The organism is Arthrobacter sp. MSA 4-2, from assembly GCF_016405885.1.
GTDB lineage: Bacteria > Actinomycetota > Actinomycetes > Actinomycetales > Micrococcaceae > Arthrobacter_D.
Map to the genome: position 1 here is coordinate 182,644 of NZ_JAEKGC010000005.1, position 24,354 is coordinate 206,997.

Genomic DNA, 24,354 nt, shown 5'->3' on the forward strand with positions numbered 1-24,354 from the left:
ATGACGAATTCCAAGGGCAGCAACCAGCTACCGGGTGAAGGTCCAGCGCGCGGCGGGCGGACCATCGCCGTCATCCTCGCCGGCGGAGTCGGCACCCGGATGGGGCTCGACATCCCCAAACAGCTCGTCCCCATCGCAGGCAGGACCAGCCTTGAGCACACCGTCGACATCTTCTCGACCTGCCCGGGCATCGACGAGATCCTGGTGATGATGGACCCCGGCAGCATCGCCCGCGCCCGGGAACTCCTTCCCGCTTCCCGTTTTCCCCGGCTCTCCTCGATCCTCGAGGGGGGTTCAGACCGCAACGACACCTCCTACCGGGCGCTGCAGGCCATCGCGGAGCCCGGCGCGAAGGTGATCTTCCACGATGCGGTGCGCCCGCTCGTCGATTCCTCGATCATCCGCGCCTGCATCGACGCGCTCGACACCTATGAGGCAGTCGACACCGGCATCCCGTCGGCCGACACCATCATCGAGGTCGACGGGTCCGACATCATTCGGGCCGTTCCTCCGCGGGCCTCCCTGCGCCGCGGGCAGACTCCCCAGGCCTTCCGGTTCGACACCATTCTGGACGCCTACTCCCGGGCCCGACAGGATCCCGCCTTCATGGCCACCGATGACTGCTCCGTCGTGCTGAAGTACCGCCCGAACGTGCCGATCATCGTCGTCCCGGGGCATGAGGCGAACATCAAAATCACCCACCCCATCGACATCCATCTCGCGGACAAGCTGTTCCAGCTGAAGAACCAGAAGACCGAACCGGTGCCGTTTCCGGTCGCCAGCCTGCGCGGTGCCACCGTGGTCATCTTCGGCGGGAGCTCGGGCATCGGTGAGGAACTGGCCCGCCAGCTCGACGCCGAGGGCGCCAACGTCGTCTGCCACAGCCGCACCGGCTCGGGCACCTTCGTTGAGGACCGCGCCTCGGTGGCCCGGGCGCTCGCTGGCGCGTCGGCGACGTACGGGCGGATCGACCACGTCGTCCTGACCGCAGGCGTGCTGACCATCGGGGCCCTGGCCGAACTCAGCGACGAGCAGATCCGGCACGACGTCGACGTCAACCTGATGGCGGCCTTCGTCGTCGCCCAGGAGTCCCATTCGTACCTTTCCGATTCGCAGGGTTCGCTGCTGCTCTATTCCTCGAGTTCGTACACGCGCGGCCGGGCCAAGTACACCGTGTACTCGGCGACGAAGGCCGCCGTCGTGAACCTCACGCAGGCGCTCGCCGACGAGTGGAGCGAGGACCGCATCCGGGTGAACTGCATCAGCCCGAGCCGGACGGCCACGCCCATGCGCGTTCGGGCATTCGGCGTCGAGGATGAGCACTCGCTGGTCCAGGCCGGGGAGGTTGCCCGTGTCAGCGCGCAGGTGCTGGCCTCGGACCTCACCGGGCAGGTCTTCGATGTCCGGCTGCCCGCAACCGATCCGCTGCACGTCCCGCTGGAAACCGCGAAGTGAGCGCCTTCTTTGCCGCCGACACCAAGAGCCTGACCGTCACCGGAACGGACCTCGCCCCGGGCTCGGCGGTCTCGGTCCTGCTCGCGGGGCGGCGTATCTGGACGTTCCGGGTGCCCGAGGAAGGCTCAGGCTGGGACGGCGTGACGATCGAGTGGCCCCCGGCGCTCGCCGAGCGGCTCCGGGGCAGGGCGCGGTTGGCGGTGGAACGCGACGGCACCCTGATCGGCGGCGAGCAGCCCGTCCAGTTCGACGAGAGCGACACCGAGCTGCTGCTGTGCGAGCCGGCCACCGGCATCCCGCTGGTGGTCAATAAGTGGGGCCGGATCGCCCGCTCCTTCGAGGGACGCGAGGCCTCGCTCGTCGAGGGAGTCCTTGACGAAGCCGAACGGCTCATCGAGCTGGTCCGGGACCGGGCCGGGATCGAGCTCTTCGTCACCGGGGGAACCCTGCTGGGCCCGGTGCGTGACGGGCGGATCCTGCCCAGTGACGACGACGCCGACCTTGCCTACCTCAGCCGGCACGAGAACCCCTCCGACGTCGCCCTTGAGAGCTACGAGCTCGAGCGGATGCTCGTCGCGGAGGGCCACGAGGTGGTGCGCCACTCCAGCGGGCACCTGCAGCTGATGTACCCGGGCGGAACCGTCACCGACCGCTTCTACCTCGACATCTTCACCTACTTCGTCTGTTCCGGCTGGTTCCACGGCACCTTTCATGCGCGGGAACGCGCCGACGAGGTGACGGTCCTGCCGCTGAAGCCGGTGGACGTCAGCGGCAGGATGCTGCCGGGTCCCGCGGAGCCGGATTCGATGCTCACCGCCATTTACGGTCCCGGCTGGAGGACCCCCGACCCGGCCTTCCGGTTTGTCACCCCGCCCTCGGCCGGGCGGCGGTTCTACTGGTGGCTGAACCACTTTGATGTCGACCGCGAGAACTGGGAGGACCATCACCGGGCCGAAATCTCTGCCGATCCCTCGCCGCCGCCGTCGGCCTTCGCACTCGCCACCGCCGGCCGGCTCGCCCCCGGATCCTCGGTGCTCGACCTCGGCTGCGGCCTCGGCGCCGACGCTCGATACTTCGCCGCGCAGGGTCATTCGGTGCTCGGGGTGGACTACAGCAGGCCCGCCCTGGTGTTCGCCCGCGCGGCGGGGGATGAAGGCGGCCGGCTCCGGTTCGAGCACACGAACCTTTACATGGCCCGGCATGCGATGCGCCTGCGCAGGCAGTGCAAGGAGCTGCCGGGGCCGGTGCAGGTGTACGGGAACCAGCTCTTCAACGCGCTCAGCCCGCTGGGCTGGGACACGACCCTCCAACTCGTGAAGCACCTGCTGGCGGAACCGGGGGCGCGGGCGCACTTCGAGGTCGGGGTCGGCGGCGAGGTGGGATCCCTGAGCTGGTTGGAGTACCGGCCCGTTGAGTGGCGCAGGTTCGAAGAGCAGTTGGCCCGGTACGGGATGGAGATCGACGAACGAGCGGACGTTCCGTTGTCGGAATCGGCAGGGGCCGAGGTCCGCAGGGTGATTGTCAGGAGGATGGAATCGTGAATGCTGTGCTTGCGAGGTTGAGGGGGCCGGGGCGGAAACTACTTCGGGCTGCGATCCCCGGGATCCTGGGGAGAATCGACGCCATCCCTGACCTCCAGCGGGAGGTCGAGGACCTGCGTGCCGAGGTGATCCGCCTCGATGCGGATCTCGACGAGTCGCGGCGGCTCAATCTGCGCGCCGCCGAACTTCTCGACACCGTCTACGAGGAGCTTGGCCGGCGCCCGGTGTGACCGGAACCAAAAGGCAAGCAGAATTTTTCCTCGCCCCCAAATAGTAAGCCCTCTTACTATTTGGTGACCCAGCTTCATCCGGAGGTTTTTCCCTCCGCAACCGTCAGGAGGGCCGCATGGCATCGAGCACTTCACCGCCCGGACCGCCGATCGAAATCATCGGCGGGTTCGAGAGCACGTTCCTGCCCGCCCATGACCGCGACATCTTCGAAACCACCGAACACGACGTCCGCTGGCGGGAGGACCTCGACCTGCTGCGTCGCTCGGGGATCACCCGGCTGCGCTACCCGGTCCGGTGGCACCGCGTCGAGGCGGTCCAGGGCGTGTTCGACTGGTCGGCGACGGACGAAGTGCTGAACCACCTGCGCGACAACGGCTTCCGGCCGATTGTCGATCTCGTACACCACACCAGCTATCCCACCTGGCTCGAGGGCGGCTTCGCCGATTCCGGGTTCGGTCCCGCCTACCTGCGCTACGCCGAGGCCTTCGCCCGCCGCTATCCGTGGGTGGAGGAGTACACGCTTTTCAACGAGCCCTTCTCAACCCTCTTCCTCTCCGGGCACGAAGCCATCTGGCCGCCCTACCACTCGGGACTCCAGGGCTTCATCGACCTCCTCGCCAACGTCCTGCCCGCCGTCGCCGAGGCGAGCCGCCTCTACCGGGAGCTGCTGCCGGGCGCCCGGCATGTCTGGGTCGACACCTGCGAGTTCCACACCGGATCCGACGCCCCCGGGCAGGCGTACGCGGACATGGCCAACGAGCGTCGGTTCCTGGTGATCGACAGCTTCCTCGGACGGGGCTACGACGCCGAAAGCCAGCTCGGCCGCGACCTCGCTCCGGTGGGAGGGGAGCGGCTGCAGGGCCTCGAGCCCGGTTTCGTGGACGTGCTCGGCCTCGACTACTACGCCCACTGCCAGTGGAACTTCTCGGTGGACGGCGGAACCGCGCCCACCCCAACGCCACTTCCGCTGGCCGACCAGATCGCGCAGTACTGGGAGCGCTACGGCCTTCCCTGCGCCATCACCGAAACGAACGTTCGCGGGCATACCGGCGACCGGGCCAGCTGGCTCAAGTACGTCCTCGAACAATGCGAACACGCGCAGGAGCGCGGCGTCGCCGTCGAGGGCCTCTGCTGGTTCCCCGTCATCGACTCGACCGACTGGGACTCGCTGCTGTTCCGCTGCGACGGGCATATCGACCCCGTCGGGGTGTACTGGCTTGACGAACAGCTGGACCGCCGCGGCTCGGTCATGGCCACCTCCTATGCCCTCGCCGCAGGCGGCGCACGGGCCGTCGATCTGCCGGCGTACCGCTTCGCGGAGCCCGTGAATACCTGGCTTCGCGGGTACTTCCCGCAGATGTCCCACTGGAACTTCTCGATGCCCCCGACCACCGATATCGGTTCCAGCCTTCCCCGTACCACTACTCGAATGGAATTGAGGATCGTCGATGCAAAGTGAACTCATCGTCCTGTCGCACCTGCGGTGGGATTGGGTCTGGCAGCGTCCGCAGCAGCTCATGTCGCGGCTCGGCAAGGCGCCCGCCCGCACCACCTGGTTTGTTGAGGAGCCCCTCACCCCCGCCGGAGTCGAGGTGACCCGTAACCGCCTCGGCACCTCCGAGATGGATGGGCTGACCCGCGTCTGGCTGGAAATTCCCGAGCAGGGAAGACACGTCGGCTTCTTCGACGAGGTGATGCCCGACTACGTCGAGCAGCTCCCGCAGCTGATGGGCGCCCCTACCGGAGAGCGGGTCGTCTGGATCTACACGCCGCTGGCACTCGAGGCCGCGCTGGCGCTCCAGCCCACGACACTCGTCTACGACGTGATGGATGACCTGGCGGCGTTCAAGGACGCGGCACCGGAGCTCATCGTGCGCCAGCGCCAGGCGCTGCGCCGCGCCGACGTCGTCTTCGCCGGTGGCCGCTCACTTCACCGTTCTGTGGTGAGGCAGGGCCGTGAGGACGCGCACCTCGTGCCCAGCGGCGTTGCGGTCGAGCATTACGCCGCCGCCGGCCGGCACGCGAAGCGCGACCGGGAGCGCCCGGTGGCGGGATACGTCGGTGTCCTCGACGAGAGGCTCGACCTCGGGCTCCTGGCCGACCTCGCCGCCCGGCTGCCCCAGTGGGACATCCACATGATCGGGCCGGTGTGCAAGATCGACCCGGCGGACCTGCCCCAGGCACCGAATATCTCCTACCTCGGGCAGCAGTCCTATGAGGACCTTCCCGGGCTGATGGCCGACCTCGACGTCGCCCTGATGCCCTTCGCCCTCAACGAGGCGACCCGCTCGATCAGCCCCACCAAGACCCTTGAGTACCTCGCGTGCGGCCTGCCGGTGGTGTCGACCCGGGTTCCCGACGTCGTCGCCGACTTCACCGGCGTCGTGGACCTTCAGGACGACGGTGAAGGGTTCGCCGGCGCATGCGGGCGGCTTGTGGGCCGGGCCGGCCGTGCGCCGTCGGCCGAGCTGAAGCGGCTGCTGAAACACCACCACTGGGACCGGATCGCCGGCTCGATGGAGAAGCTTGTATTCTCGGGCCGGATGCATCCCGCCGAGACCGAGGAAGCAACCGCCTAACCAGGAGGAGTATCAATTGAGACCCGCGGTGTCGCGAGAACATCCACCGGCAGACCACGTCATCCTGCACCTTAGCGACACCCATCTCGTGGCGGACGGGCTGCTGTACGGCGGGGTTGACAGTGGGGCGCGGCTGGCCGCGCTCTTGGAGCAGATGGAGGCCTCCGGCGTCGAGCCGGAGGCCCTGATCTTCACCGGCGACCTGGCGGACAAGGGGCATCCGGAGGCGTATGCAAGGCTGCGCGGCATCGTCGAGCCGATCGCCGAACGCCTCGGTGCCCAGCCGATCTGGTTGATGGGAAACCACGACGACCGGGCCGGGATGCGCACCGGCCTGCTCGGGGAGCCCCCGGAGGAGGCGCCGCTCTACGGAAGCTACCGGCTGGGCGGACTGCGGGTGATCACGCTCGACACCTCGGTTCCGGGATACCACCACGGGGAGATCTGCGCCGAGCAGTTCGAGTGGCTGGCTGAGCAGCTCGCGCATCCCGCCCCCGAGGGCACCATCCTGGCCATGCACCACCCGCCGGTGCCGATGATCCAGGACCTCGCCGTCCTGACGGAACTGCGGCGCCAGGACCTGCTTGAGGCGGCGCTGCAGGATTCCGACGTTCGGCTGATCCTCGGCGGGCACCTCCACTTCTCCTCCGCCGGGACCTTCGCCGGGATCCCCGTCTCGGTGGCCTCGGCCACCTGCTACACGCAGGACCTCACCGTGGAGCTGGGCGGATCACGGGGGCGGGACGGTGCCCAGGCCCTCAACCTGGTGCATGTCTACCCGGTGACGATCATCAACTCGGTGGTGCCGATCGGCTCTTTTCCGACGGTGGGGCAGTACGTTTCCCCCGAGGAGGCGCAGCGGCTCCTGGGGATTGCGGGTGTGGGCGGCACGATCCGCAAACGGTGAGGACGGCCGAGAACTAGTTCCCGGGACTGCCTTGGTCGGGCCTTCCCTTGTGCTGTGCCCGGTAATGCCGAATCAGCGAGCCTGCGATGAAGAGAATGGTCAGCGGACCGGTTACTGCCAGGACTGCCCTCGGAGTGCTGTCTTCGTAGGGAAAAGCTTGGGCGGTCAACCAGACGAAGTACACGAGGGAGATCCATAGGAAGAGGGGCGAAGGACCGTATTTCCCGCTGGGTTCATCGGATTCAGCTGGCTCATCCGTCTCTGGCATTCCTTCAAGCCCCCATCCCCGTTGGAGCCCGCACCGAAAGAGCAGGTTCCGCCTGACTTATCAGGCGAGCATAGAGCCCCGCAGCGGACCGGGCCAGAGGCTGGAGCCGAGGTTCAGCTGTTGATATCTCCGCCGCGCCGGTCCAGTGACGTGACGTAGTCCTGGAAGTGCTCAGGCAGCTTGAGGTGTCCGGAGTCCCGGGACACGCTGGTCCACCAGTCCGCCCTGCCGATGTGGGTGAGCTCCTCGAGGGTGTCGGCATTCAGCGGAGCGTTCGGATCGGACTTGAGGAGGTCCTGGGTGCCTGGGGAAAGCTTCGCCCACACCTCGGCGTCGTTTGCGCGGTCATCTCTCATGGCGGAAGCCTACGCCCGTGGTTCCGAGGGCTTCAGCACGGTGGTTTCCTTGACAGGCGAGCCAGGGCGCGGTGTTCCTCCCGGTGAGCCGGGAAATGTAGGTGAAACGGGACGATCCGGAAATTAGAGTGTAGGTACGCTGCCACGGCCCCGTCAGCGGCTCCAGTGTCGGAGGAATCATGAAAAACTCAATCGCCCTTACCGCTGCTCTATTGCTCGGAATCGGCCTGTCGGCCTGCAATGGTGCGGAGCCCACAGAATCACCCGGGGGCGTGCCTTCTGCGACCCAGGACGCAATTGGGGAAGCCCCCGCCAGTCAGAGTGCGGCGTTCGGCGACACCGTGACCTTCGAGGGGGACGTGGAGGTGACCGTCGAATCCCGAGGCTTCCAGTCCGCTTCCGGCAGTGCACCTGGTGCGGTTGAAGGCCGGTATGCGGTCTTTGAGATCACGGTGGTCAACAACGGACAGGAAGAAGTGGACGGCGGCCTGATGAACCTGCCCACGGTCCGCGCCGGCGACGCCGGGACAGCGGTTCAGCCGGTGGTTGATTCGGACACCGGCATCGGCGGGGAGCTCCTTTCGACGATTCCACCCGGCGACACCCAAACGGCCCAGTTTGCCTACGGCATCGCCGCTGCCGATGCAGACATCATCCAGATGGAGATCGCGGATCCAACCGGAACCGGCGAGGACGCGATCTACCAGGGCGCCATCGAGTAGGAGCCTGAAGCTTCCGCCCGGTGGAAGAAGGGCCGAAGCTTCACTCTGCAGTGATCGAAACGGTTTCGTACACGATGACCGAGCCCGGCGCCGGTGCGCGGCAGGTCAACTGTTCCGGCGGGGCGCGGTAAGTCCGCAGTTCGACGTCGATCTGTGCGGGGTGGGGCGGGGGAGCGGTGAGGCGGATCCGCCAGCGGTCACCGTGGCGGGTGGTCCCGGCGACCGCATAGTCCAGCCGTCCCGCCGGACCGAAGCGTTCGAGCGCGGCAGCGACAGCGGCCTGTTGTGGTTGGAGGAGGTCGGTGTAGCCGCGCAGATGCTCCGCGTGGATGGAGTCGGCGAGGTGCCCTTCGACCGTGGCCACTGACGATGCGGCATCGAGGCCGCCGTAGTAGACGCCGTCGGGCGCGATGACGACGTTGGCCGCGAACCGGTCACCGCCGACGTGCGAGCATTCCCACACCAGCTCCGGCCAGCGCTCCTCCAGGGCACGTCCCACGGGCCGTCCGCGGACCGCGCAGCAGGTGTCATGCAGGCCGTGGGCGCAGACGAGGAGGACCGGCGGGTGGCCGAGTTCGCCCGGTCTGCTGAGGGCCGCGGCAATCTCCGCCAGGTCTTCTTCCTGCGTCCACGACCCCCAAAGCTGCCGATGGGCACCGGACCCGTCATGGCGCAGGACGGCCCATCGCTGAGGTCCTTCGCGCCGCCGGCGGCCGTGCCGCCGCACCAGCAGCACCCGTGCCCGCGCGGCCTGGGCGGCGGCGATCACGAGGGCTTTCGTGTCGGGCTCAAGAGCGAGGCCGTCGAAGCTGTTGAACGGCCACCTGCCGCGGTATTCAATGAGGACCCAGACGACGTCGTTCGGCGCTGTGCCGGCCATCGAGTCGCCGCGCACCCGGGCACTGCTGGCGCAGAAAAAGCGTTCCGGAGCGGTCACCGCGGTGTCACGGATCCGCGGGAACGAGGACCCCGGCGCGCAGCAGCCTCCCGACCAGTTCACCGCCCAGATCGTTCGCGGTGTGAGTCCCGCCGTCGAGCAGTCGCTCCACGGACGGCAGGTCGGTCGCGGGGAAATCGAGCCAGCCCACCCGGGTGCTCAGGCGCGATCCTTCCAGCCGTGCGTCAAGCGCACCACGCAGCTGCACTCTGGAGTCGGGGCGGAGGCCTTCGACGGCCGCGAGCTGAGCAAGCGGTCCCAGCGGGGCCGGGCGCCCCTGTCCCCGCCGGGTGCGGTGGAACAAGGGAGCGGAATCGGCTTCGGCGACGGCGGCGGCCAGGCGTTTCCGGACGACGTCGACCTCCCCGGCCGGTCCGTCGACGCCCAGGGGAAGCGTCCGGCGCATCTCGGGATCGTCGCGGAGCAGCGCAAGCGCGGCCTGGGCGAGCTGTTCTGCCAAGGCGTAGCGGGTCCAGCTGTGGATGCCGAGCGTGAGGTGGATGGAGACCTCGCCCTGCGCCTGAGCGGCGTGCAGCCACCCGCGCGGCAGGTAGAGGACATCGCCCGGCTCGAGCAGGGTGTCGATGTAGGCCTCGCCTTTCGCGGCGTCGGCGACTTCGGAGCGGCGGTCGGTCCACACCTGATCACGCAACGGATCGGGGAGGACCGGCTGGTGGATGATCCAGCGCTTGGTCCCCTCGATCTGCAGGACGAAGACGTCATGGACGTCGTAGTGATCGTCGAACCCGCGGTTCTGGGGCGGTGTGATGTAGGCGTTGGCCTGCACCGGATGTCCGAGCTCTGTACTCAGTTGCGCGTTGAACTCCTCGATGGGTTCCCAGGTACGGTGCAACGCCTGCAGGACCAGGGTGGCGCCGTCGGCGAACTTTCGCCAGAGGGCTGTGTCGTCGAGTTGGTCGGAGATGGTGGCGCCGACGCCGGCCGGGGCGGTGAAGGATGAGTCGGGGAAGGTCGTGCCCTCCTTGGCGACGCGGAGGAAGGGCGTGCGCAGGCCGCGGCGGGAGATTAGTTCGTCGACGGCGTCGGCTGAGAACAGGTCGGAGAAGTCGCCCGCGCCGCGCGTGAGCAACGCCGTCCGTCCCCAGACCTCGCGGGCGAATTTCTCGCGGTCGATGTCGATCAGGCGTGTCTCCAGAACCCCAGCGCCGGGACGCGTGGGCTCGTTAGGAGGAGCGCTCAAGCTCAGATGCCCGCTCCGGCGTCGGCGCCGCCATCGGCACCGCCGTCTGCGCCTCCATCTGCGCCGCCGTCGGCACCCCCGTCAGCGCCGCCATCGGCTCCGCTATCTGCGCCTCCGTCTGCGCCCCCGTCAGCGCCGCCATCTGCGCCTCCGTCGGCACCCCCGTCTGCTCCGCCGTCTGCGCCTCCGGTACCTCCGCCGTCTAGAACACTCGGCACACCGGTCGTGTCACCGCCCGCCGCGATTTCCTGCTCGTTGGGATCCTGCTGTGGTTCAGTCATATTTCCTCCTGAGAGTCGAATACTCCTCGTACCTGATCACCCCACCGGGCGGTGCATGACGCTGAGATCACCCTATCGGCACAGATCAGCCGAGGGAACAGCCCGCAGATTCTCACTCACCAGGAATGGAAGTGCAGGAGGGGGAACCCGGACAGGGCGGGGCGTAGGGTGGAAGTCGGACGAAAGGAGCACTTCATGAAGAAAATCCTCATGGTACTGACCAGCGTTTCCGAGATCGGCGACACCGGGGAGAAGACCGGCTACAACGTGGCCGAAGCTGCACACCCCTGGAAGGTCTTCAAGGATTCCGGGCATTTCGTCGACTTTGCCTCAATTCAGGGCGGCCAGCCTCCGCGCGACGAGGTAGACAAGGATGATCCCATCCAGGTCGCTTTCACGGAGGATGAGACCACGCGTGCCGGGCTCTACAACACGGCCCGCGTCGATGTCGTCAATGCCGACCAGTACGACGGCGTCTACCTCGTCGGAGGCCACGGCACCATGTGGGACTTCCCGGACAGCGAAGGCCTGCAGAACCTGGTGGCCAGCGTCTACAACGCCGGCGGCGTGGTGGGAGCGGTCTGCCATGGACCGGCCGGCCTGGTGAACGTGGAACTGGAGAACGGGTTCCGTCTCGTCGAGGGGCGGAGGGTTGCGGCCTTCACCAATGAGGAGGAGGTCGCCGCAGGGAAGGACAAGGTCATCCCATTCTTCCTGGCCGACCGGCTTGAGGAACAGGGCGCCACCCACGTTTCCGCCGATGTTTTCGAGGAGAAGGTCGTGGTCGACGAGCGGCTGGTGACCGGGCAGAACCCGGCCTCGGCCGCCGGCGTGGCCAAGGAGATGGAGAAGCTCCTAGCAGAGGTCATCCATCAGGAGAAGGCCGAGGAGCAGCACGAGGCGGCGGCTCTGCGTGCCGAGAAGGACGCGGAGAAAGAGGCCAAGAAGGCTGACGCAGCAGCGGAGCACTAGGCCTACAGCGCACCAACGCCTGCAGAGCACGGAAACCGGCGGCCGCCCCGAGAACGGGGCGGCCTCTAGGTGGCGTCCATGCGCTTGTGAGTCGAAGTCGTCGTGAAACGTAGCGCCCATGCAGGGATTCTGTCCGTGTACGAGCAATTGTGCGAAGGTGAGCTGGTTCGCCGTCTCGAGGTCGCCCGCTGGGGGCTGGTCCCAGTATGGTCTAAGGACTCGAACGCTGGCGCCAAAATGATTAACGCCGGCAGTGGGACGGTGACGGAGAAGCTGTCATTTCGAACAGCGGCCGATTATTGCTGCGCCCGATCCGCGAACGGATATCACGAGTGGCAGAAGAACGAGTACGGGGTCGAAGACCCCGTACTCCCTTCAAGGCCAGGCGGAGGACGAGGACCAGTTGCTGGGTCTTCCCCGGCTCGTACGAGTTCTGGCCCGACCCTACGAAGGATAAGGATAAGGATAAGAGGCTGGTGACCACGAGAACCCTCACCAGGGGCCGCACCTGACGGACTTTGCTAGACCCACGATCGGACACCGTTGATCGTGCTGAAGGACCTGCAGGATCAGTTGCTCGACGCGACGATGGCGGAGCGGGACCTGGCCTAGCATCTCATCGATACAATTTCGCACCCAGCCTCGTGCCGGGAATCGTTGGAAAAGTGGTTGGATCAGTCCGTAGACCGTCCTCGCCTGATCGAGCCGATCGAACGGTGAACGTCGCTACTTTGCGTTTTTACCTAGGGTCATTGCTTGATCAATGGCCGCGCCAATGAGCGGCCAAGACCAGTCCATGGTTCGGTTGCGCTGCAGACCAGTGGGGAGAGTTGAGGAGGCATTGGCTCCGTCGACGTAAACACCGAACACTGGCACGTCAGCCCTGATAGCCATGGCAATCTCTTTTACGACGCCTGTGGCCGTACCCATGGACTTGCCAACCAGAACGATCAGCATGTTCGTTGCGCTGATCTTCTGAGCAATCAGTGCTTCCCATTCAGCCTCCGGAAGCGCGGACTTGCTTGACCAGTCTTGGAGGGTGAAGGGGGTTGGGGAGTCATTCTTTGCTTGACCCGCGAACAGGATCTTCGGAACTAGATCGTGATCGAAGTCAAAACTCAAGAAAGCGCGGGGATCTGCCATGACGTTTCTCCTTTGTAGATGGACCAATTCTATGCGCTGGTCCTGACAGTTTCCGTCGGGGGTCAGCAACATGGCTGATCTGGGCCGTAATGGCTTCAGGGATATGGCGGCTCACTATTTCATCCTGGATTTCTACTCAAGACATGCATTATTTCGCAACGCGGAGCAAAATATGACTCAAGCCGATGTCGCTAAGTGTCTCTCCTAAACCTGGACCAGCGATTGTGCAAAAGCACAGAATCCGCGCAAGGGCAACTCATCGCAGTGCTGGATGTATGAGTGCTCTCACGGTAATCTATCTAGCCGTTGTTGCAAGCTTGTCGTTGGTCTTTGATAGTTTTTATCTTTGCGCTCGGTTAACGGGATTTCGCTCGCTCAACCGTCTGTCTGCGGTTCTTCAAGGGTGCTGCGAAGTTGGCCGGCAGATGCGCTCTGTGTTCCTGAGACAAGAATCTTGGTTAGGTAGCTGGGGTACTCCTGGCTCGCGATGCTTACATTGGTCGCTCCGGTCTCCGGGTTCGCTGTGTAGATATGCCCAGTGAACTCAGGGAATCCCATTGCGCGTGCAAGCTCACGGGTTAGGGGAGGGGGCTTTGTGATGGACCGCGTCACGTAGGTGTACCGTCCCTCGGTCACCACTACAAGAGCGATGCTGTGAATTTTTGCGTAGTCTAGCGCTCCTCGCTGGAACGGCGCGGTCGAGAAGATGACACCCTTGTGTGATCCAGTGCTCAGAATTTTCTGGTGGAGAATCTGCACGATGTCCCGCTTGATTGGATGCGAGTGACGCTTCGCTTCGACGAGGACACGAAATTTCATGCCGCCGCTTTCAAAGGTCATGGTGCCGTCCATGTCATATGAGCCGTCGACGCCTTGAAGTACGTCGTGCAAGGTGACTTCGACGTTGTCGAGTTCCTTGTGGACACTTCGAAGGGTCTCTACGACGTACTCTTCGAACTCAGCGGCGGTAATGTCTGCCGCCGGGTATCGCAGCATTTCGAATGCTGGTGCGTCCTCGGCGTGTCGCTCATTGTTCATTTTCCCTCTCGGATGAGGCCCTACAGGCGGCCGCATGATGAATTGTCTATAGTTTTAGTCGCGGGTTACGCCTGGAGGCCAGATAATATGGACGGGCTTGCCGTTCTTTCGGGCGTGATCGACAGCATCCGCGGTGCCTCCCTGTCCTTTGGCGCCTTTTCCGTCCCACACGGCGACCATGACGTCACACATCTCAGCAACTCGGCGCCCTGCCGCATCGAAGGCGTCCTCGGCGGGTTGGTCGTAGTTGAGCACGTCGACCTCAGTCGCCCGGCTCTTAAGATCGAAGTAGTGGGGGCGATCCTGCTCGGAGAAGGTTCTTTCGTATCCGACGGAGGGAATGACGGCATGTAATGTGCCGCCTGTTGAGAGGAGCTCGTCGGCGAATAGCTGGTCTGCTCCAACTGCAAGGCTGCTTAGGCCGATTAGGGGTGGGTCTTGATGCGCCAAAAATTCCCGGAGGCGTTCTGTAACGTACGCGCGAGCTTCGTTCGGCATGGACTGGTGGCCCGTGATTCCTACGATAGTCATATGCGGCCCGCCGTGACCTGGCGCCAATAGTGCTTGCCGAGTGCTGTGAGTCGGCACCCTTTAGAGTGCATAGCGGCGAAGTACAGGTGTTCCTCATCGATCGGCTCGATGAGCCGGCATGAGCGGAACTTCTGCAGCCCAGAGAAAACGTGTTCGTTTTCAGGGTGGTTAGGTTCCGCTGTCGGTTCGAATGACGGGTCCAGGGCGAAGTCGTAGTCCGTGGCGGGGAACCACTCGGTAAGTTTCCGCAGGGTCTCGAGTGGAACGCGCGGGTCGCACTTACGGATGTCCTGAAGCCGATCAATGTTCGCTTTGAAGGTTGGTCGTTGTTCCCAAGGGCCAAAGGATTCTGAGAGGTACGCGTATAAGCCGGAGACGTTGACGTGACCTAAGACGTCGGCAGCACCTGCGTCGAGTGCGCCCTCGAGGTACGTGGAGAACTGCCCCCGACCATGGATCGTTTCCATTGAAACCTGGTCGTTGCGGCTTGCGGTCAGCACCGAGAGACCCGGGCGAAGGTTAGCAAGTTGGTTCCCTAGAGCACCGATAGTTGTCGCTCCACCGGAGAAACAGCAGTCTAGGATCACAACGACTTCGTTGACAGGGCTGCTGTTGATGACTGTGAGAATCTCGGAGAACAACACGCCAGGAGTGGTTGTGGTCCCATTGGATGCTACGAGGGAGACGTCGCCGTTGACGGGCGCCCCATGACCGGCGAAGTAGAACAATGCGAAGGTGCCGCCGGGGCCGAGCAGTTCATGGATTTGCTCCAGAAGTGCATCTCGGGAAATCGGCTTGCGGGCGTCGCGAGCAGTGAGGGTGCGGCAGTCGAAGTTAGGGCTGTTGTCTTCGTTGCGGGCAAGTAGGGGTTCGAGGGCCTCGGCGTCGTTCGCGCATCCGCCAAGATTGTTGAATGAGGTGTAGGAATCAATGCCGACTAGCAGGGCTCGTTTCATCGGTTGCTGCCCTGCAGTGCGTCGATAAAGTCAGCGATTCCAGCCCAGGTCCATACTTTGCAGGGTGAGGAGCCCATTTCCCTTGGTTTCGTCCTGTAGCCGTCTTCGATCCAGATACCGAGGACGGGAACTCCCTCCTCGATGGCACAAGAGATCTCCCAGAGCTGACCTGTGGCCGCTGGGGTGTTGCTACTGATTAGCGCGATGACCCCATGGGAGCGGCGAATTCTCGTTCGGACCTTCTCCTTCCAAGCGGAGGAGTAGGGCTCTTTGACTGACATATCGGTGAACTCGAACGGGGTCGAGGGGTTAACTCGCTGCCCAGTGAACAGGTTGCGGGTGGATTCGTCCTCTTTTGCGAAGGCGATGAAGACAACTTTGGTGGCCATGAACTAAATCCTTCTATGATCGCTGAAATGACTTCTACGACGAAGCCTAAGTGTCAACACGGACATAATTGTACTTATGGTGTTGGTGTTGTCCGAATAGCATTCATTCGGAGTTTGACGATCCTGCGCATCGAGCAGGAAAGGATGAGTCGCCGAATCAACTTCCTCACTGGCAACCGTGACTCCATTGCCGCCTACCTCAAGGTTGCTAACTCCGCGCTCGAACGCCACACCGCTGGAATGCTGGAGTCGATGGCGGAGATACATTGGTATTGGAGCGACAGATTGAACGTTCAGCCGCCTGAGGGTGAGAGGGAAAGCCCCGGACTTTGGGGGACATATCTGCACGTCGTCGACATCGCGCCCGTTAGCCGGCTGATACTCTGCGGGGTCCGGTTTGAAGGTTCCCCAGGCTGGATCGGTCGATCGAGTCCTGTTCAGTCATCGTGGGTGGTGGCAGGGGGCGTGCGCAGGAAATCCCCAGCCCGGAGGACAGCATGTCCCGACGGCACCCGCCGCATTCGTTTCGCAGGGCCGCTTCCCGCGGGTTGTGACTACGGTGCGGTGGTGGTGGCGCCAGGTATCCAGCGGCCTGGGTCGTGCACGGGCGTCTCCGGCCTCGACCGGTAAGCGATGCTCACTCCGTCTTAGATCCGGCGTCCAGTGCGTGTTGTGCTGCTCGGCTACCGAAAGTTGGATCTATACGAGGGAGCTGACCCTGGAGCGGACAGCTTGAATACGCCCCCCGGGTCCACCTCCTGACCTGGTGGAAGAGTGTTGCGCGAAAAGTTCTCTCAGTTCCTCGCCAATGGAACATACCGGACAAAACGAAGGCCCCCACTTCCCTGCGACATCGGGGAGTAGGGGCCTTCGGTAGTGGCGGTGACGGTGGGATTTGAACCCACGTTGGCTTTTACACCAAACAACATTTCGAGTGTTGCACCTTCGGCCGCTCGGACACGTCACCAACGCCGCTACTTTACCGGGTTGAGGGGCCCGAACCCAAAACAGGACGCCGCACGGCCCGCGAAGCCGGGCGTGTCAGAGGTCGATGACCTCGTTCTTTCCCGTGTCCGGCTTGCTTCCGGTGACGAGCCCCTTCACCATCTTGACCGCCGACACGACCCGCGGGGCGTCCATCGACCAGTACTCGGCGGTGTCAGCGTCGACCTTGATCAGGGCGACGGCGGGATCGTCCCTGCCGTTCTCAAACCAGGCCGACACCGTAGGGCCCCACAGCTCGTCAATCTTGGCCTGATCGCGGGTCAGTGAAGCGGTGCCGGCGATCGAGAGGTAGCCCTTACCGGTGCTGACCGACACGTTCACCTGCGGGTTGGCCCGGATCTCGTCGGCCTTCGGCGAGGGGTCCTCCGTGAAGAACCACAGGTCGCCGTCGAAGTCCTTGCCATGCACAGCCAGTGGGCGGCTGACCAGCTGCCCCTGCGCGTTGGTCGTGGTGAGGATGGCGATGTCGGCCTTGTCCAGGATCTTCCGCAGCTCCTGCATGCCTTCCTGCTGGGTATCCATCGATGCTCCTTCGCTTTGCGGGCGCTCTGGAAGTTCCGTGCTGAACTTCCAGCCTAGGCATTAGCCTTCGCCGGCGGAACCCGTCCGGTGGGCGGCAAAAAAGTCCTTGAGCAACGCGGCGCATTCGGCTTCGCGTACGCCGGGGAAGACCTCGGTCCAGTGGTTCAACCGCCGCTCGCGCAGCACGTCGAACACCGATCCGGAGGCCCCCGCCTTGGGATCCCAGGCGCCGAAGACCACGCGGGGGATCCGGGCAAGCACCGAGGCCCCGGCGCACATCGCACACGGCTCCAGGGTCACCACCAGCGTGCAGCCCTCCAGCCGCCAGCTTCCCAGTACCCCGGCGGCCTGCCGGATGGCCTGGACCTCCGCGTGGGCGGTCGGGTCGCCCAGTTCCTCGCGCTGGTTCCACCCAATGCCGACCACCGTGCCGTCCGGGTCGACGACGACGGCGCCGATCGGCACGTCGGCGCTGCCGGCGTCGGCGGCCAGCCCCGTCCGCCCGGCCGCGGCCAAGGCGAGGCCCATCCACCGCACATGATCGGAGTCAGCACCAGCCGAAGGGAGGGTCATGCTCCCAATGGTACTTTTGACCTATGCGCGTACTGGTAGTCGACCATCCCCTTGTGGCCCACAAACTGACCGTTCTCCGCGATAAGAACACGTCGTCGCCGGTGTTCCGGCTGCTGACCGAGGAACTCGTCACCCTCCTCGCCTATGAGGCCACCCGGGAGGTGCGGGTCGAACCCGTGCGCGTGGAGACCCCCGTCGAGACCGCTGTGGGCATCGGGCTGGTCAAGCCGACCCCGCTGGTGGTCCCCATCCTCCGCGCCGGGCTCGGCATGCTCGAAGGCATGACCCGGCTCGTGCCCACCGCGGAGGTCGGCTTCCTGGGCATGGCCCGCAACGAGGAGACCCTCGAGGCGATCACCTACGCCGAGCGGCTGCCCGATGACCTCACCGGACGCCAGGTCTTCGTGCTCGATCCGATGCTCGCCACCGGCGGCACCCTGCGCGAGGCGATCAAGTTCCTGTTCAAGCGCGGAGCCGCCGACGTCACGTGCATCTGCCTGCTTGCTGCTCCCGAAGGCCTCGCGGCTTTGAAGGAGGAACTCGAGGACAAAAATGTCACGATTGTACTTGCCTCGATAGACGAGAAACTCAACGACAAGTCCTATATTGTCCCGGGTCTGGGCGATGCCGGGGACCGCCTCTACGGCGTCGTCGGCTGACTTTCCGCCGCCCCGACACGCCTAGATCCGCGCCATTCCGCGGAATTAGGGCCTTTGTTACTTGCGCGTAACACAATGTGACGTGCAATAATCTCTCCTGTGAACACCAACTCAACAGCATCTGCAGCCGCAGTTGCCGCTGCGGAACCCTCGTCCGTTGTGGGATCGCGCTGTTGTCGAATGCACGCGTAACAGATCTACCCCAACCTGTTTCTGCATCACCGGTCCACGGCGGGCACCACCCCAGCTTCGTCCGGGCCAGGCTTCCCCCCAGGCATTCGCGCCGTTACGACGGCGACCCACTTTGAGGTTGTTTTCATGTCAGTAACTTCGGGCTACGTCCACATCTCCCTCCGAACCCAGCAGAACCGCGGTGCGGCCAGGCCGCAGTACGGCTCGGGCTACCCGTACGGCCCCGGCGCACCCACTGCCCCGCCGTCGTACCGGCCGCTTCAGGCCGTCGGCTCCGAGGCCCATCCGATTACTGCGCCCACCCCCGTCGTCACGCCTAACGGCGTTCCCGGGCCGCAGGCCGTTACCGGGGACACCAGTGCGCGGGGATTCGTCCTGTACGTCGCGCTCGACGAGGAGACGGCCGCCGCCAACGGCACCACCCTCTCCCGGCTCGCCCAGGATGTGCGGTCCTACGTCCGTTCGCTGGTGCCCACCGCGGAAAGCCATGCGGCCGTGGCCCTCGCGCCGGCCGACGCGCCGGGTTCGGACATCGACGTCGTCCGTGCGGCCCTCGGTGACCCCACCGTCCGCCGCCCCCGCCCCGACCACCACGGTGTGCATCCCCACGCCCAGGCACCCCGGCCCACCGGGGTCCTGATCGACCTCTCACGCCGCGAGGTGCACCTCGACGGCCAGGCCCTGAACCTCACCTTCAAGGAGTTCGAGCTCCTCAACTACCTCGTGGAGAACGGTGCCCGCACCGTGTGCCGCGAGGAACTGCTCAGCGGGCTGTGGCGGAACGCCGACGAGGTGCCCAACGAGCGGACCATCGACGTCCACATCCGGCGGCTGCGCTCCAAGCTCGGACGCCTCGCAAACACCGTCCGCACCGTCCGCGGCCAGGGGTACCGGTTCTACGACCACCCCGAGGTCATCGTTTGGGCCGCCCCCGAATACTCCATCTAGGCGGGGACGGACGCCCGCACCCGGCCTCCCGGACCGGGAGGCCGATAGGATTCGGCATATGGCATCCCATCACCTGAAACGGCTCATGCTGCTGCGCCACGCGAAGGCGGAGTGGGGGGCCGGAGTGGCCGACCACGAGCGTTCGCTCAGCTCACGCGGGCACCTTGATGCGCCGCTCGCCGGGCGCTGGATGGTGGAGAACGACGCCGTCCCCGACCTGATTCTGTGCTCCACGGCCCTGCGGGCCCGGCAGACGTGCACCTGGGTCAGCAAGGAGCTGGGAGACAAGGGACCGACCCCCAAGCTCGAGGAGGGGCTCTACGCGGCACGGGCGGTTGAGATCCTCGCCCTGATCAACGCGGTGCCTTCAACCGTGACGAGCCTACTGGTGGTGGCCCATATGCCCGGCGTGCAGGACCTGGCGATGCGCCTCGCCTCGGTCGATTCCAATGAAGACGCCGTGATGGAGATGGCGACGCACTACCCCACAGCGGGCCTGACGGTCCTGGAGCACGACCGCGACTGGGCCGAACTCGACGGGCGGGACGCCGCCGTGACGGATTTCGTGGTCCGGCGGGCGCACTCCGCCAGCAGGTAGGTCCTACAGCCCGTACTTCTCGAGCAGCCGCAGCCACACCTCGCTGACCGTGGGATACGGCGGCACCGCATGCCACAGCCGGTCCAGGGGAACCTCCCCGACGACGGCGATGGTCGCCGAGTGCAGCAGTTCGGCCACGTCCGGGCCGGTGAAGGCGACGCCGACGATCACCTTGCGGTCCTCATCGACGACCATCGTGGCCCAGCCGGTGTACTTGTCGGAGTGGATCGAGGTTCCGGCGACATTGATGGGCAGCGAGGTCTCGGACACCCGGAGGCCGTCAGCCTGCGCCGCCTCGGCCGTCCGTCCGACCATGGCGATCTCCGGATCGGTGAAGACCACCTGGGGGACCGCGTACTTATTGGCCGTTGAGGTGTACTTGCTCCATTCCTCCGCGGTGTCGCCCAGCGTGCCCGCCGCACGTGCGACGATCGCGTCGGCGGTGACCCGCGCCTCGTATTTACCCTGGTGGGTAAGCAGCACCTGTCCTGCGGCATCCCCCACTGCATAGAGCCAGGCGGGCCCGTCCACGGCCCGCCCGGTGGGGTCGAAGGTCAGCGTCTTGGGATCCAGGCCTAGCTCCTCGAGGCCAAGGCCCCTCGTATTGGCGGTCCTGCCGGTGGAGACGAGCAGCTTGTCCCCGGTCGCGTGTCGGTTGCCGGCGAGGGTTAGGACGAAACGGCCGTCGTCGTCGAGCCGCACGGACTCGGTGGCCGTGTCGGTGAGGATTTCGACGTTGTCCCGCCGCAGGCCCTTCTCGACGAGCTTGACGCCCTCCGGCGGGTAGTTGCTGAGGAGCTTGTGGCGGGCCACCACAGTGACCCGGGAGCCGAGCCGGGCGAATGCCTGGGCGAGCTCCACCCCGGAGACCCCGCCGCCGAGGACGACAAGCCGCTCGGGCACCTCCTTGGCCGAGGTGGCTTCCCGGGTTCCCCAGTAGTCGAGGCCGGCGAGGCCTTCCACGGGCGGGACGTTCGGCGTCGAGCCGGTGGCGAAGACCACGGCGTGGCGGGCGGTGACGCTGGTGGTCTCGCCGTCGAGCTGCACCTCAACCGTGCGCTCGCCCGAGACGCGGGCCGCGCCCCGCAGCAGCGTGATGCCGGCGCCGTTGACCCAGTCCACCTGCGAGGTATCGTCCCAGTTGTTGGTCATGCGGGTCCGCCGCTCGAGGACCTGCTGCGCGTCAAGCTTCCCGGTGACGGCCTCCTTGGCCCCGGAGACCTCGCGGGCGCGGTTGAGGACGGTCCCGGAGCGCAGCAGCGCCTTGGAGGGCATGCACGCCCAGTAGGAACACTCCCCGCCCACGAGCTCGGATTCCACCAGCACCGCGCTCAGCCCGGCGGCCACCACCCTTCCGGCGACGTTCTCGCCCGAAGATCCGGCCCCAATTACGATGACATCGGTTTCCTGCGCTTCGCTCATGTGCAGAGCTTTGCACCTGCTTGTGGGCAAGGCAATGGAGCGGCCGGAGCGGGCGGAACATTACGGTGCAGAAGATGGGCCATTGCGGGCACGAAAAAGCCCCGGCCAGTAGCCAGGGCTTTTTGCGTTTTCCAGTGCGCGCGAAGGGATTCGAACCCCCAACCTTCTGATCCGTAGTCAGATGCTCTATCCGTTGAGCTACGCACGCATCCGGCGGGCAGTTCAGCGGTGACGCTGCTTGTCCTGCCGGGTGGCTGTTTGGCCTTGAACAACTTTACAGGCAAATTGCGGTACCGCCTAATTGCGCGGGAGCCCTCGTTTTGGCTAGACCGGTCTATGTGACCTTAATCACATAAGGCGCGTAGGATCTTTTTGTGATCCGCGTCATTACAGGGTTTTTGTTCGACGGGCGTCGGGGCGGTGGCGAAAAAAGGCCCCGGACGGCCCTTTACGCGCCTTTAGCATCGAAGCACATCTCGCACCCAACGGAGGGAAGACTAATGGGCAATCCCGTGCGCCAGCAGGATCAGGGTCATCAGGGAGGTGCCGGCTCGGGCCGGCACGCCGCTTCGGCCACGGACGGCGCCGCTGCGCCGACCACCCACGCCCGCCTGCTCGCCTGGGTTGCCGAAACCGCCGAGCTCACGAAGCCCGACCGCGTGTACTGGGTGGATGGGTCCGAGGCCGAGAACACCCGGCTCACCGACGAGCTCGTCGAAGCCGGAACGCTGGTCCGCCTCAACCCCGACACTTTCCCGAATTCCTTTGCCGCTTTCTCCGACCCGAAGGACGTGGCCCGGGTCGAGGAGCAGACCTTCATCTGCTCCGAGGACGAGCGTGAGGCCGGCTTCACCAATAACTGGATGGACCCGGCGGAGATGAAGGGCAAGCTGCGCACCCTCTTCAACGGCTCGATGCGCGGCCGGACGATGTACGTCATTCCCTTCGTGATGGGCCACCTCGACGCCGAGGATCCCAAGTTCGGGGTGGAAATCACCGACAGCGCCTACGTGGTGGCCTCAATGCGCATCATGGCCCGGATCGGCACGGACGTGCTGAACCGCATGACCGAGCTCGACGCAGACTTCGTCCCCGCCCTTCACTCCCTGGGCGCGCCGCTGGCCGAGGGTGAGGCCGATGTCCCCTGGCCGTGCAACGACGATAAGTGGATCGTCCACTTCCCCGAGGAGCGTTCGATCTGGTCCTTCGGCTCCGGCTACGGCGGCAACGCCCTGCTGGGCAAGAAGTGCTATTCCCTCCGAATCGCCTCGGTCATGGCCCGTGACGAGGGCTGGCTGGCCGAGCACATGCTGATCCTCAAGCTCACCTCTCCACAGAACAAGAGCTACTACCTGTCGGCGGCCTTCCCCTCGGCGTGCGGGAAGACGAACCTCGCACTCCTCGACCCCACCATCGAGGGATGGAAGGTCGAAACCCTCGGCGACGACATCACCTGGATGCGCTTCGGCAAGGAGGGGGAGCTTCGGGCGGTCAATCCCGAGGCCGGCCTGTTCGGCGTCGCGCCGGGCACCGGCTGGGGGACCAACCCGAACGCCATGCGCGCCATCGCCAAGGGCAACTCGATCTTCACCAATGTCGCGCTCACCGATGACGGCGGCGTCTGGTGGGAGGGCATGACCGACGAGACGCCCGCGCACCTCACCGACTGGCGGGGCAACGACTGGACCCCCGAATCCGGAGAGCCCGCGGCGCACCCCAACTCCCGGTTCTGCACCCCCATCGACCAGATCGACATGCTGGCCGAGGAATACTACCGGCCCGACGGCGTCGAACTCTCGGCCATCCTCTTCGGTGGCCGGCGCAAGACCACCGTGCCGCTGGTCACCCAGTCGCGCGACTGGGCGAACGGCATCTTCATGGGTTCGACGCTCTCCTCCGAGACCACGGCGGCGGCCGCCGGCGAGGTCGGGCTGGTGCGCCGTGACCCGATGGCCATGCTTCCCTTCATCGGCTACGACGCCGGTGACTACCTGAAGCACTGGATCACCCTGAGCTCCAAGGCGGACCAGGAGCGGCTGCCCAAGATCTTCCTCGTCAACTGGTTCCGGCGCACGGCCGACGGCGGATTCGCATGGCCCGGATTTGGGGACAACTCCCGGGTGCTCAAGTGGGTCATCGAACGCATCGAGGGAACCGCCGACGCGATCGAGACCCCGATCGGGTTCGTTCCCACCCCTGACGCCCTTGACCTGACCGGGCTGGATATGACCCCGGCGGAGGTGGAGGCGGCCGTCCACGTCGACTCCGCCGAATGGGCCGCGGAACTCCAGGGGATCGAGGAGTGGTACGACCGCTTCGGCGAATCCCTGCCCGATGAACTGCGAGGCCAGCTGACCGAGCTCAAGGAACGCTTCCAGCTGAGCTGAACCCTCGGCTGAGGCTCAGCCGAACACGACGAAGCCCCCGTCTCCATTCCGGAGACGGGGGCTTCGTGGTGTTGAACCGGCGCGGGTGAGGCGGGTCAGTTGGCGTTCTGCTCGGCGGCCTGCTGCTGGGCGACCTGCTCGTGGACTGCCTTCATGTCCAGGCCCTTGACGGCGTCGACGAGCTCGGAGAACTGCGAGGAGTTCAGCGCGCCGGGCTGGGAGAAGACGAGCACGTTCTCGCGGAACGCCATCAAGGTCGGGATCGAGGTGATCCCCGCGGCGGCCGCGAGGGACTGCTCGGCCTCGGTGTCGACCTTGGCGAAGACGACGTCCTCATGCTCCTTGGAGGCGGCGTCGTAGACGGGGGCGAACCGGGTGCACGGGGCGCACCAACCGGCCCAGAAATCGACGAACACAATGTCGTTGTTCTCGATGGTCTCGGGGAAGCTTGCCTCGGTGATGTCGATGGTTGCCATGGGGGAACTCCTTGGGTGGGGTGGATAGGTGCGGCTGCAGCGGTGGCGGCCCGGGTGCTGCCCGA

The 24,354-nt window shown here is 65.3% G+C and carries 26 protein-coding genes and 2 tRNA genes; 14 read left to right on the forward strand and 14 right to left on the reverse strand.

What is annotated here, in order from left to right; genetic code table 11:
• The 6 genes from I6N91_RS07595 to I6N91_RS07620 all read left to right on the forward strand — a co-directional run bounded on the left by I6N91_RS07595 (position 1) and on the right by I6N91_RS07620 (position 6,713).
• Positions 1 to 1,455, forward strand: coding sequence for a bifunctional cytidylyltransferase/SDR family oxidoreductase (locus tag I6N91_RS07595; RefSeq protein WP_198811985.1), 1,455 nt, complete (start codon positions 1 to 3; stop codon positions 1,453 to 1,455).
• Positions 1,452 to 2,996 carry a class I SAM-dependent methyltransferase gene (locus I6N91_RS17465; protein ID WP_198811986.1) on the forward strand — a complete coding sequence of 515 codons (1,545 nt, stop codon included), beginning with the start codon at positions 1,452 to 1,454 and terminating at the stop codon, positions 2,994 to 2,996. Before I6N91_RS07595 ends, I6N91_RS17465 begins: the two co-directional genes overlap by 4 nt.
• Entirely contained in the window at positions 2,993 to 3,226 is a 234-nt protein-coding gene (locus I6N91_RS07605; protein WP_198811987.1) for a hypothetical protein, read from the forward strand. Before I6N91_RS17465 ends, I6N91_RS07605 begins: the two co-directional genes overlap by 4 nt.
• Before the next feature lie 116 nt (positions 3,227 to 3,342).
• Positions 3,343 to 4,686 (forward strand): family 1 glycosylhydrolase, encoded by a 1,344-nt coding sequence (locus I6N91_RS07610; protein ID WP_198811988.1) that lies wholly within the window; start codon positions 3,343 to 3,345, stop codon positions 4,684 to 4,686.
• Entirely contained in the window at positions 4,676 to 5,806 is a 1,131-nt protein-coding gene (locus tag I6N91_RS07615) for a glycosyltransferase (protein ID WP_198811989.1), read from the forward strand. The genes I6N91_RS07610 and I6N91_RS07615 overlap by 11 nt, the downstream gene beginning before the upstream one ends.
• A gap of 28 nt (positions 5,807 to 5,834) precedes the next feature.
• Positions 5,835 to 6,713, forward strand: coding sequence for a phosphodiesterase (locus tag I6N91_RS07620; protein WP_307843273.1), 879 nt, complete (start codon positions 5,835 to 5,837; stop codon positions 6,711 to 6,713).
• A gap of 381 nt (positions 6,714 to 7,094) precedes the next feature.
• Here I6N91_RS07620 and I6N91_RS07625 read toward each other — a convergent pair whose 3' ends face one another.
• A complete protein-coding gene (locus tag I6N91_RS07625; RefSeq protein ID WP_198811991.1) occupies positions 7,095 to 7,337 on the reverse strand; it encodes a hypothetical protein in 243 nt (80 codons plus the stop codon).
• A gap of 179 nt (positions 7,338 to 7,516) precedes the next feature.
• Here I6N91_RS07625 and I6N91_RS07630 point away from each other — a divergent pair, with 179 nt between their 5' ends.
• Complete coding sequence (locus I6N91_RS07630) at positions 7,517 to 8,059, forward strand: hypothetical protein (RefSeq protein ID WP_198811992.1); 543 nt, start codon at positions 7,517 to 7,519, stop codon at positions 8,057 to 8,059.
• Positions 8,060 to 8,099: 40 nt separating this feature from the next.
• Here the strand turns inward: I6N91_RS07630 and I6N91_RS07635 are convergent, their stop codons facing one another.
• The 3 genes from I6N91_RS07635 to I6N91_RS07645 are packed head-to-tail and all read right to left on the reverse strand — an operon-like array spanning position 8,100 to position 10,357.
• Positions 8,100 to 9,059 carry a sucrase ferredoxin gene (locus I6N91_RS07635; protein WP_307843274.1) on the reverse strand — a complete coding sequence of 320 codons (960 nt, stop codon included), beginning with the start codon at positions 9,057 to 9,059 and terminating at the stop codon, positions 8,100 to 8,102.
• Positions 9,004 to 10,197: a cupin domain-containing protein gene (locus I6N91_RS07640; protein WP_233091583.1), complete on the reverse strand. Its 1,194-nt coding sequence runs from the start codon at positions 10,195 to 10,197 to the stop codon at positions 9,004 to 9,006. Before I6N91_RS07640 ends, I6N91_RS07635 begins: the two co-directional genes overlap by 56 nt.
• On the reverse strand, positions 10,181 to 10,357 hold the full coding sequence (locus I6N91_RS07645; RefSeq protein WP_198811993.1) for a hypothetical protein: 177 nt from the start codon (positions 10,355 to 10,357) through the stop codon (positions 10,181 to 10,183). The genes I6N91_RS07640 and I6N91_RS07645 overlap by 17 nt, the downstream gene beginning before the upstream one ends.
• A gap of 316 nt (positions 10,358 to 10,673) precedes the next feature.
• Here I6N91_RS07645 and I6N91_RS07650 point away from each other — a divergent pair, with 316 nt between their 5' ends.
• On the forward strand, positions 10,674 to 11,450 hold the full coding sequence (locus tag I6N91_RS07650) for a type 1 glutamine amidotransferase domain-containing protein (protein ID WP_198811994.1): 777 nt from the start codon (positions 10,674 to 10,676) through the stop codon (positions 11,448 to 11,450).
• 135 nt (positions 11,451 to 11,585) lie between these two features.
• Entirely contained in the window at positions 11,586 to 11,930 is a 345-nt protein-coding gene (locus I6N91_RS07655) for an SOS response-associated peptidase family protein (protein ID WP_307843275.1), read from the forward strand.
• Positions 11,931 to 12,176: 246 nt separating this feature from the next.
• Here I6N91_RS07655 and I6N91_RS07660 read toward each other — a convergent pair whose 3' ends face one another.
• Positions 12,177 to 12,593: a TIR domain-containing protein gene (locus I6N91_RS07660; RefSeq protein ID WP_198811996.1), complete on the reverse strand. Its 417-nt coding sequence runs from the start codon at positions 12,591 to 12,593 to the stop codon at positions 12,177 to 12,179.
• Positions 12,594 to 12,968: 375 nt separating this feature from the next.
• Positions 12,969 to 13,631 carry a restriction endonuclease gene (locus tag I6N91_RS07665; RefSeq protein WP_198811997.1) on the reverse strand — a complete coding sequence of 221 codons (663 nt, stop codon included), beginning with the start codon at positions 13,629 to 13,631 and terminating at the stop codon, positions 12,969 to 12,971.
• Positions 13,632 to 13,718: 87 nt separating this feature from the next.
• Here I6N91_RS07665 and I6N91_RS07670 point away from each other — a divergent pair, with 87 nt between their 5' ends.
• Positions 13,719 to 13,985 (forward strand): hypothetical protein, encoded by a 267-nt coding sequence (locus I6N91_RS07670; protein WP_198811998.1) that lies wholly within the window; start codon positions 13,719 to 13,721, stop codon positions 13,983 to 13,985.
• A gap of 173 nt (positions 13,986 to 14,158) precedes the next feature.
• Here the strand turns inward: I6N91_RS07670 and I6N91_RS07675 are convergent, their stop codons facing one another.
• The 5 genes from I6N91_RS07675 to I6N91_RS07695 form a co-directional block, all read right to left on the reverse strand.
• Positions 14,159 to 15,118, reverse strand: coding sequence for a caspase family protein (locus tag I6N91_RS07675; protein ID WP_198811999.1), 960 nt, complete (start codon positions 15,116 to 15,118; stop codon positions 14,159 to 14,161).
• The gene (locus I6N91_RS07680; RefSeq protein ID WP_198812000.1) at positions 15,115 to 15,507 is read right to left on the reverse strand and encodes a TIR domain-containing protein; all 393 of its coding nucleotides are present in this window, start codon (positions 15,505 to 15,507) and stop codon (positions 15,115 to 15,117) included. Before I6N91_RS07680 ends, I6N91_RS07675 begins: the two co-directional genes overlap by 4 nt.
• 877 nt (positions 15,508 to 16,384) lie before the next feature.
• Positions 16,385 to 16,474 (reverse strand) — tRNA-Ser (locus I6N91_RS07685).
• A gap of 74 nt (positions 16,475 to 16,548) precedes the next feature.
• Positions 16,549 to 17,034, reverse strand: coding sequence for a pyridoxamine 5'-phosphate oxidase family protein (locus tag I6N91_RS07690; protein WP_198812001.1), 486 nt, complete (start codon positions 17,032 to 17,034; stop codon positions 16,549 to 16,551).
• A 60-nt stretch (positions 17,035 to 17,094) separates the two neighbouring features.
• The gene (locus I6N91_RS07695; RefSeq protein WP_374058927.1) at positions 17,095 to 17,607 is read right to left on the reverse strand and encodes a nucleoside deaminase; all 513 of its coding nucleotides are present in this window, start codon (positions 17,605 to 17,607) and stop codon (positions 17,095 to 17,097) included.
• Between the two features lie 23 nt (positions 17,608 to 17,630).
• Between I6N91_RS07695 and upp the strand changes: the two genes are divergently transcribed.
• From upp to I6N91_RS07710, 3 genes are all read left to right on the forward strand, one after another.
• A complete protein-coding gene (gene upp / locus I6N91_RS07700; protein ID WP_159617130.1) occupies positions 17,631 to 18,266 on the forward strand; it encodes a uracil phosphoribosyltransferase in 636 nt (211 codons plus the stop codon).
• A gap of 318 nt (positions 18,267 to 18,584) precedes the next feature.
• Entirely contained in the window at positions 18,585 to 19,406 is an 822-nt protein-coding gene (locus I6N91_RS07705) for a winged helix-turn-helix domain-containing protein (RefSeq protein ID WP_198812002.1), read from the forward strand.
• A 58-nt stretch (positions 19,407 to 19,464) separates the two neighbouring features.
• Entirely contained in the window at positions 19,465 to 20,004 is a 540-nt protein-coding gene (locus tag I6N91_RS07710) for a histidine phosphatase family protein (protein WP_198812003.1), read from the forward strand.
• 3 nt (positions 20,005 to 20,007) lie between these two features.
• Here the strand turns inward: I6N91_RS07710 and I6N91_RS07715 are convergent, their stop codons facing one another.
• Both I6N91_RS07715 and I6N91_RS07720 read right to left on the reverse strand, forming a co-directional pair.
• Positions 20,008 to 21,426 (reverse strand): NAD(P)/FAD-dependent oxidoreductase, encoded by a 1,419-nt coding sequence (locus tag I6N91_RS07715; RefSeq protein WP_198812004.1) that lies wholly within the window; start codon positions 21,424 to 21,426, stop codon positions 20,008 to 20,010.
• Between the two features lie 135 nt (positions 21,427 to 21,561).
• Positions 21,562 to 21,634 (reverse strand) — tRNA-Arg (locus I6N91_RS07720).
• Between the two features lie 292 nt (positions 21,635 to 21,926).
• Between I6N91_RS07720 and I6N91_RS07725 the strand changes: the two genes are divergently transcribed.
• Entirely contained in the window at positions 21,927 to 23,813 is a 1,887-nt protein-coding gene (locus I6N91_RS07725) for a phosphoenolpyruvate carboxykinase (GTP) (RefSeq protein ID WP_198812005.1), read from the forward strand.
• A 95-nt stretch (positions 23,814 to 23,908) separates the two neighbouring features.
• Here I6N91_RS07725 and I6N91_RS07730 read toward each other — a convergent pair whose 3' ends face one another.
• A complete protein-coding gene (locus I6N91_RS07730; protein ID WP_198812006.1) occupies positions 23,909 to 24,289 on the reverse strand; it encodes a co-chaperone YbbN in 381 nt (126 codons plus the stop codon).
• Between the last annotated feature and the right edge of the window lie 65 nt (positions 24,290 to 24,354).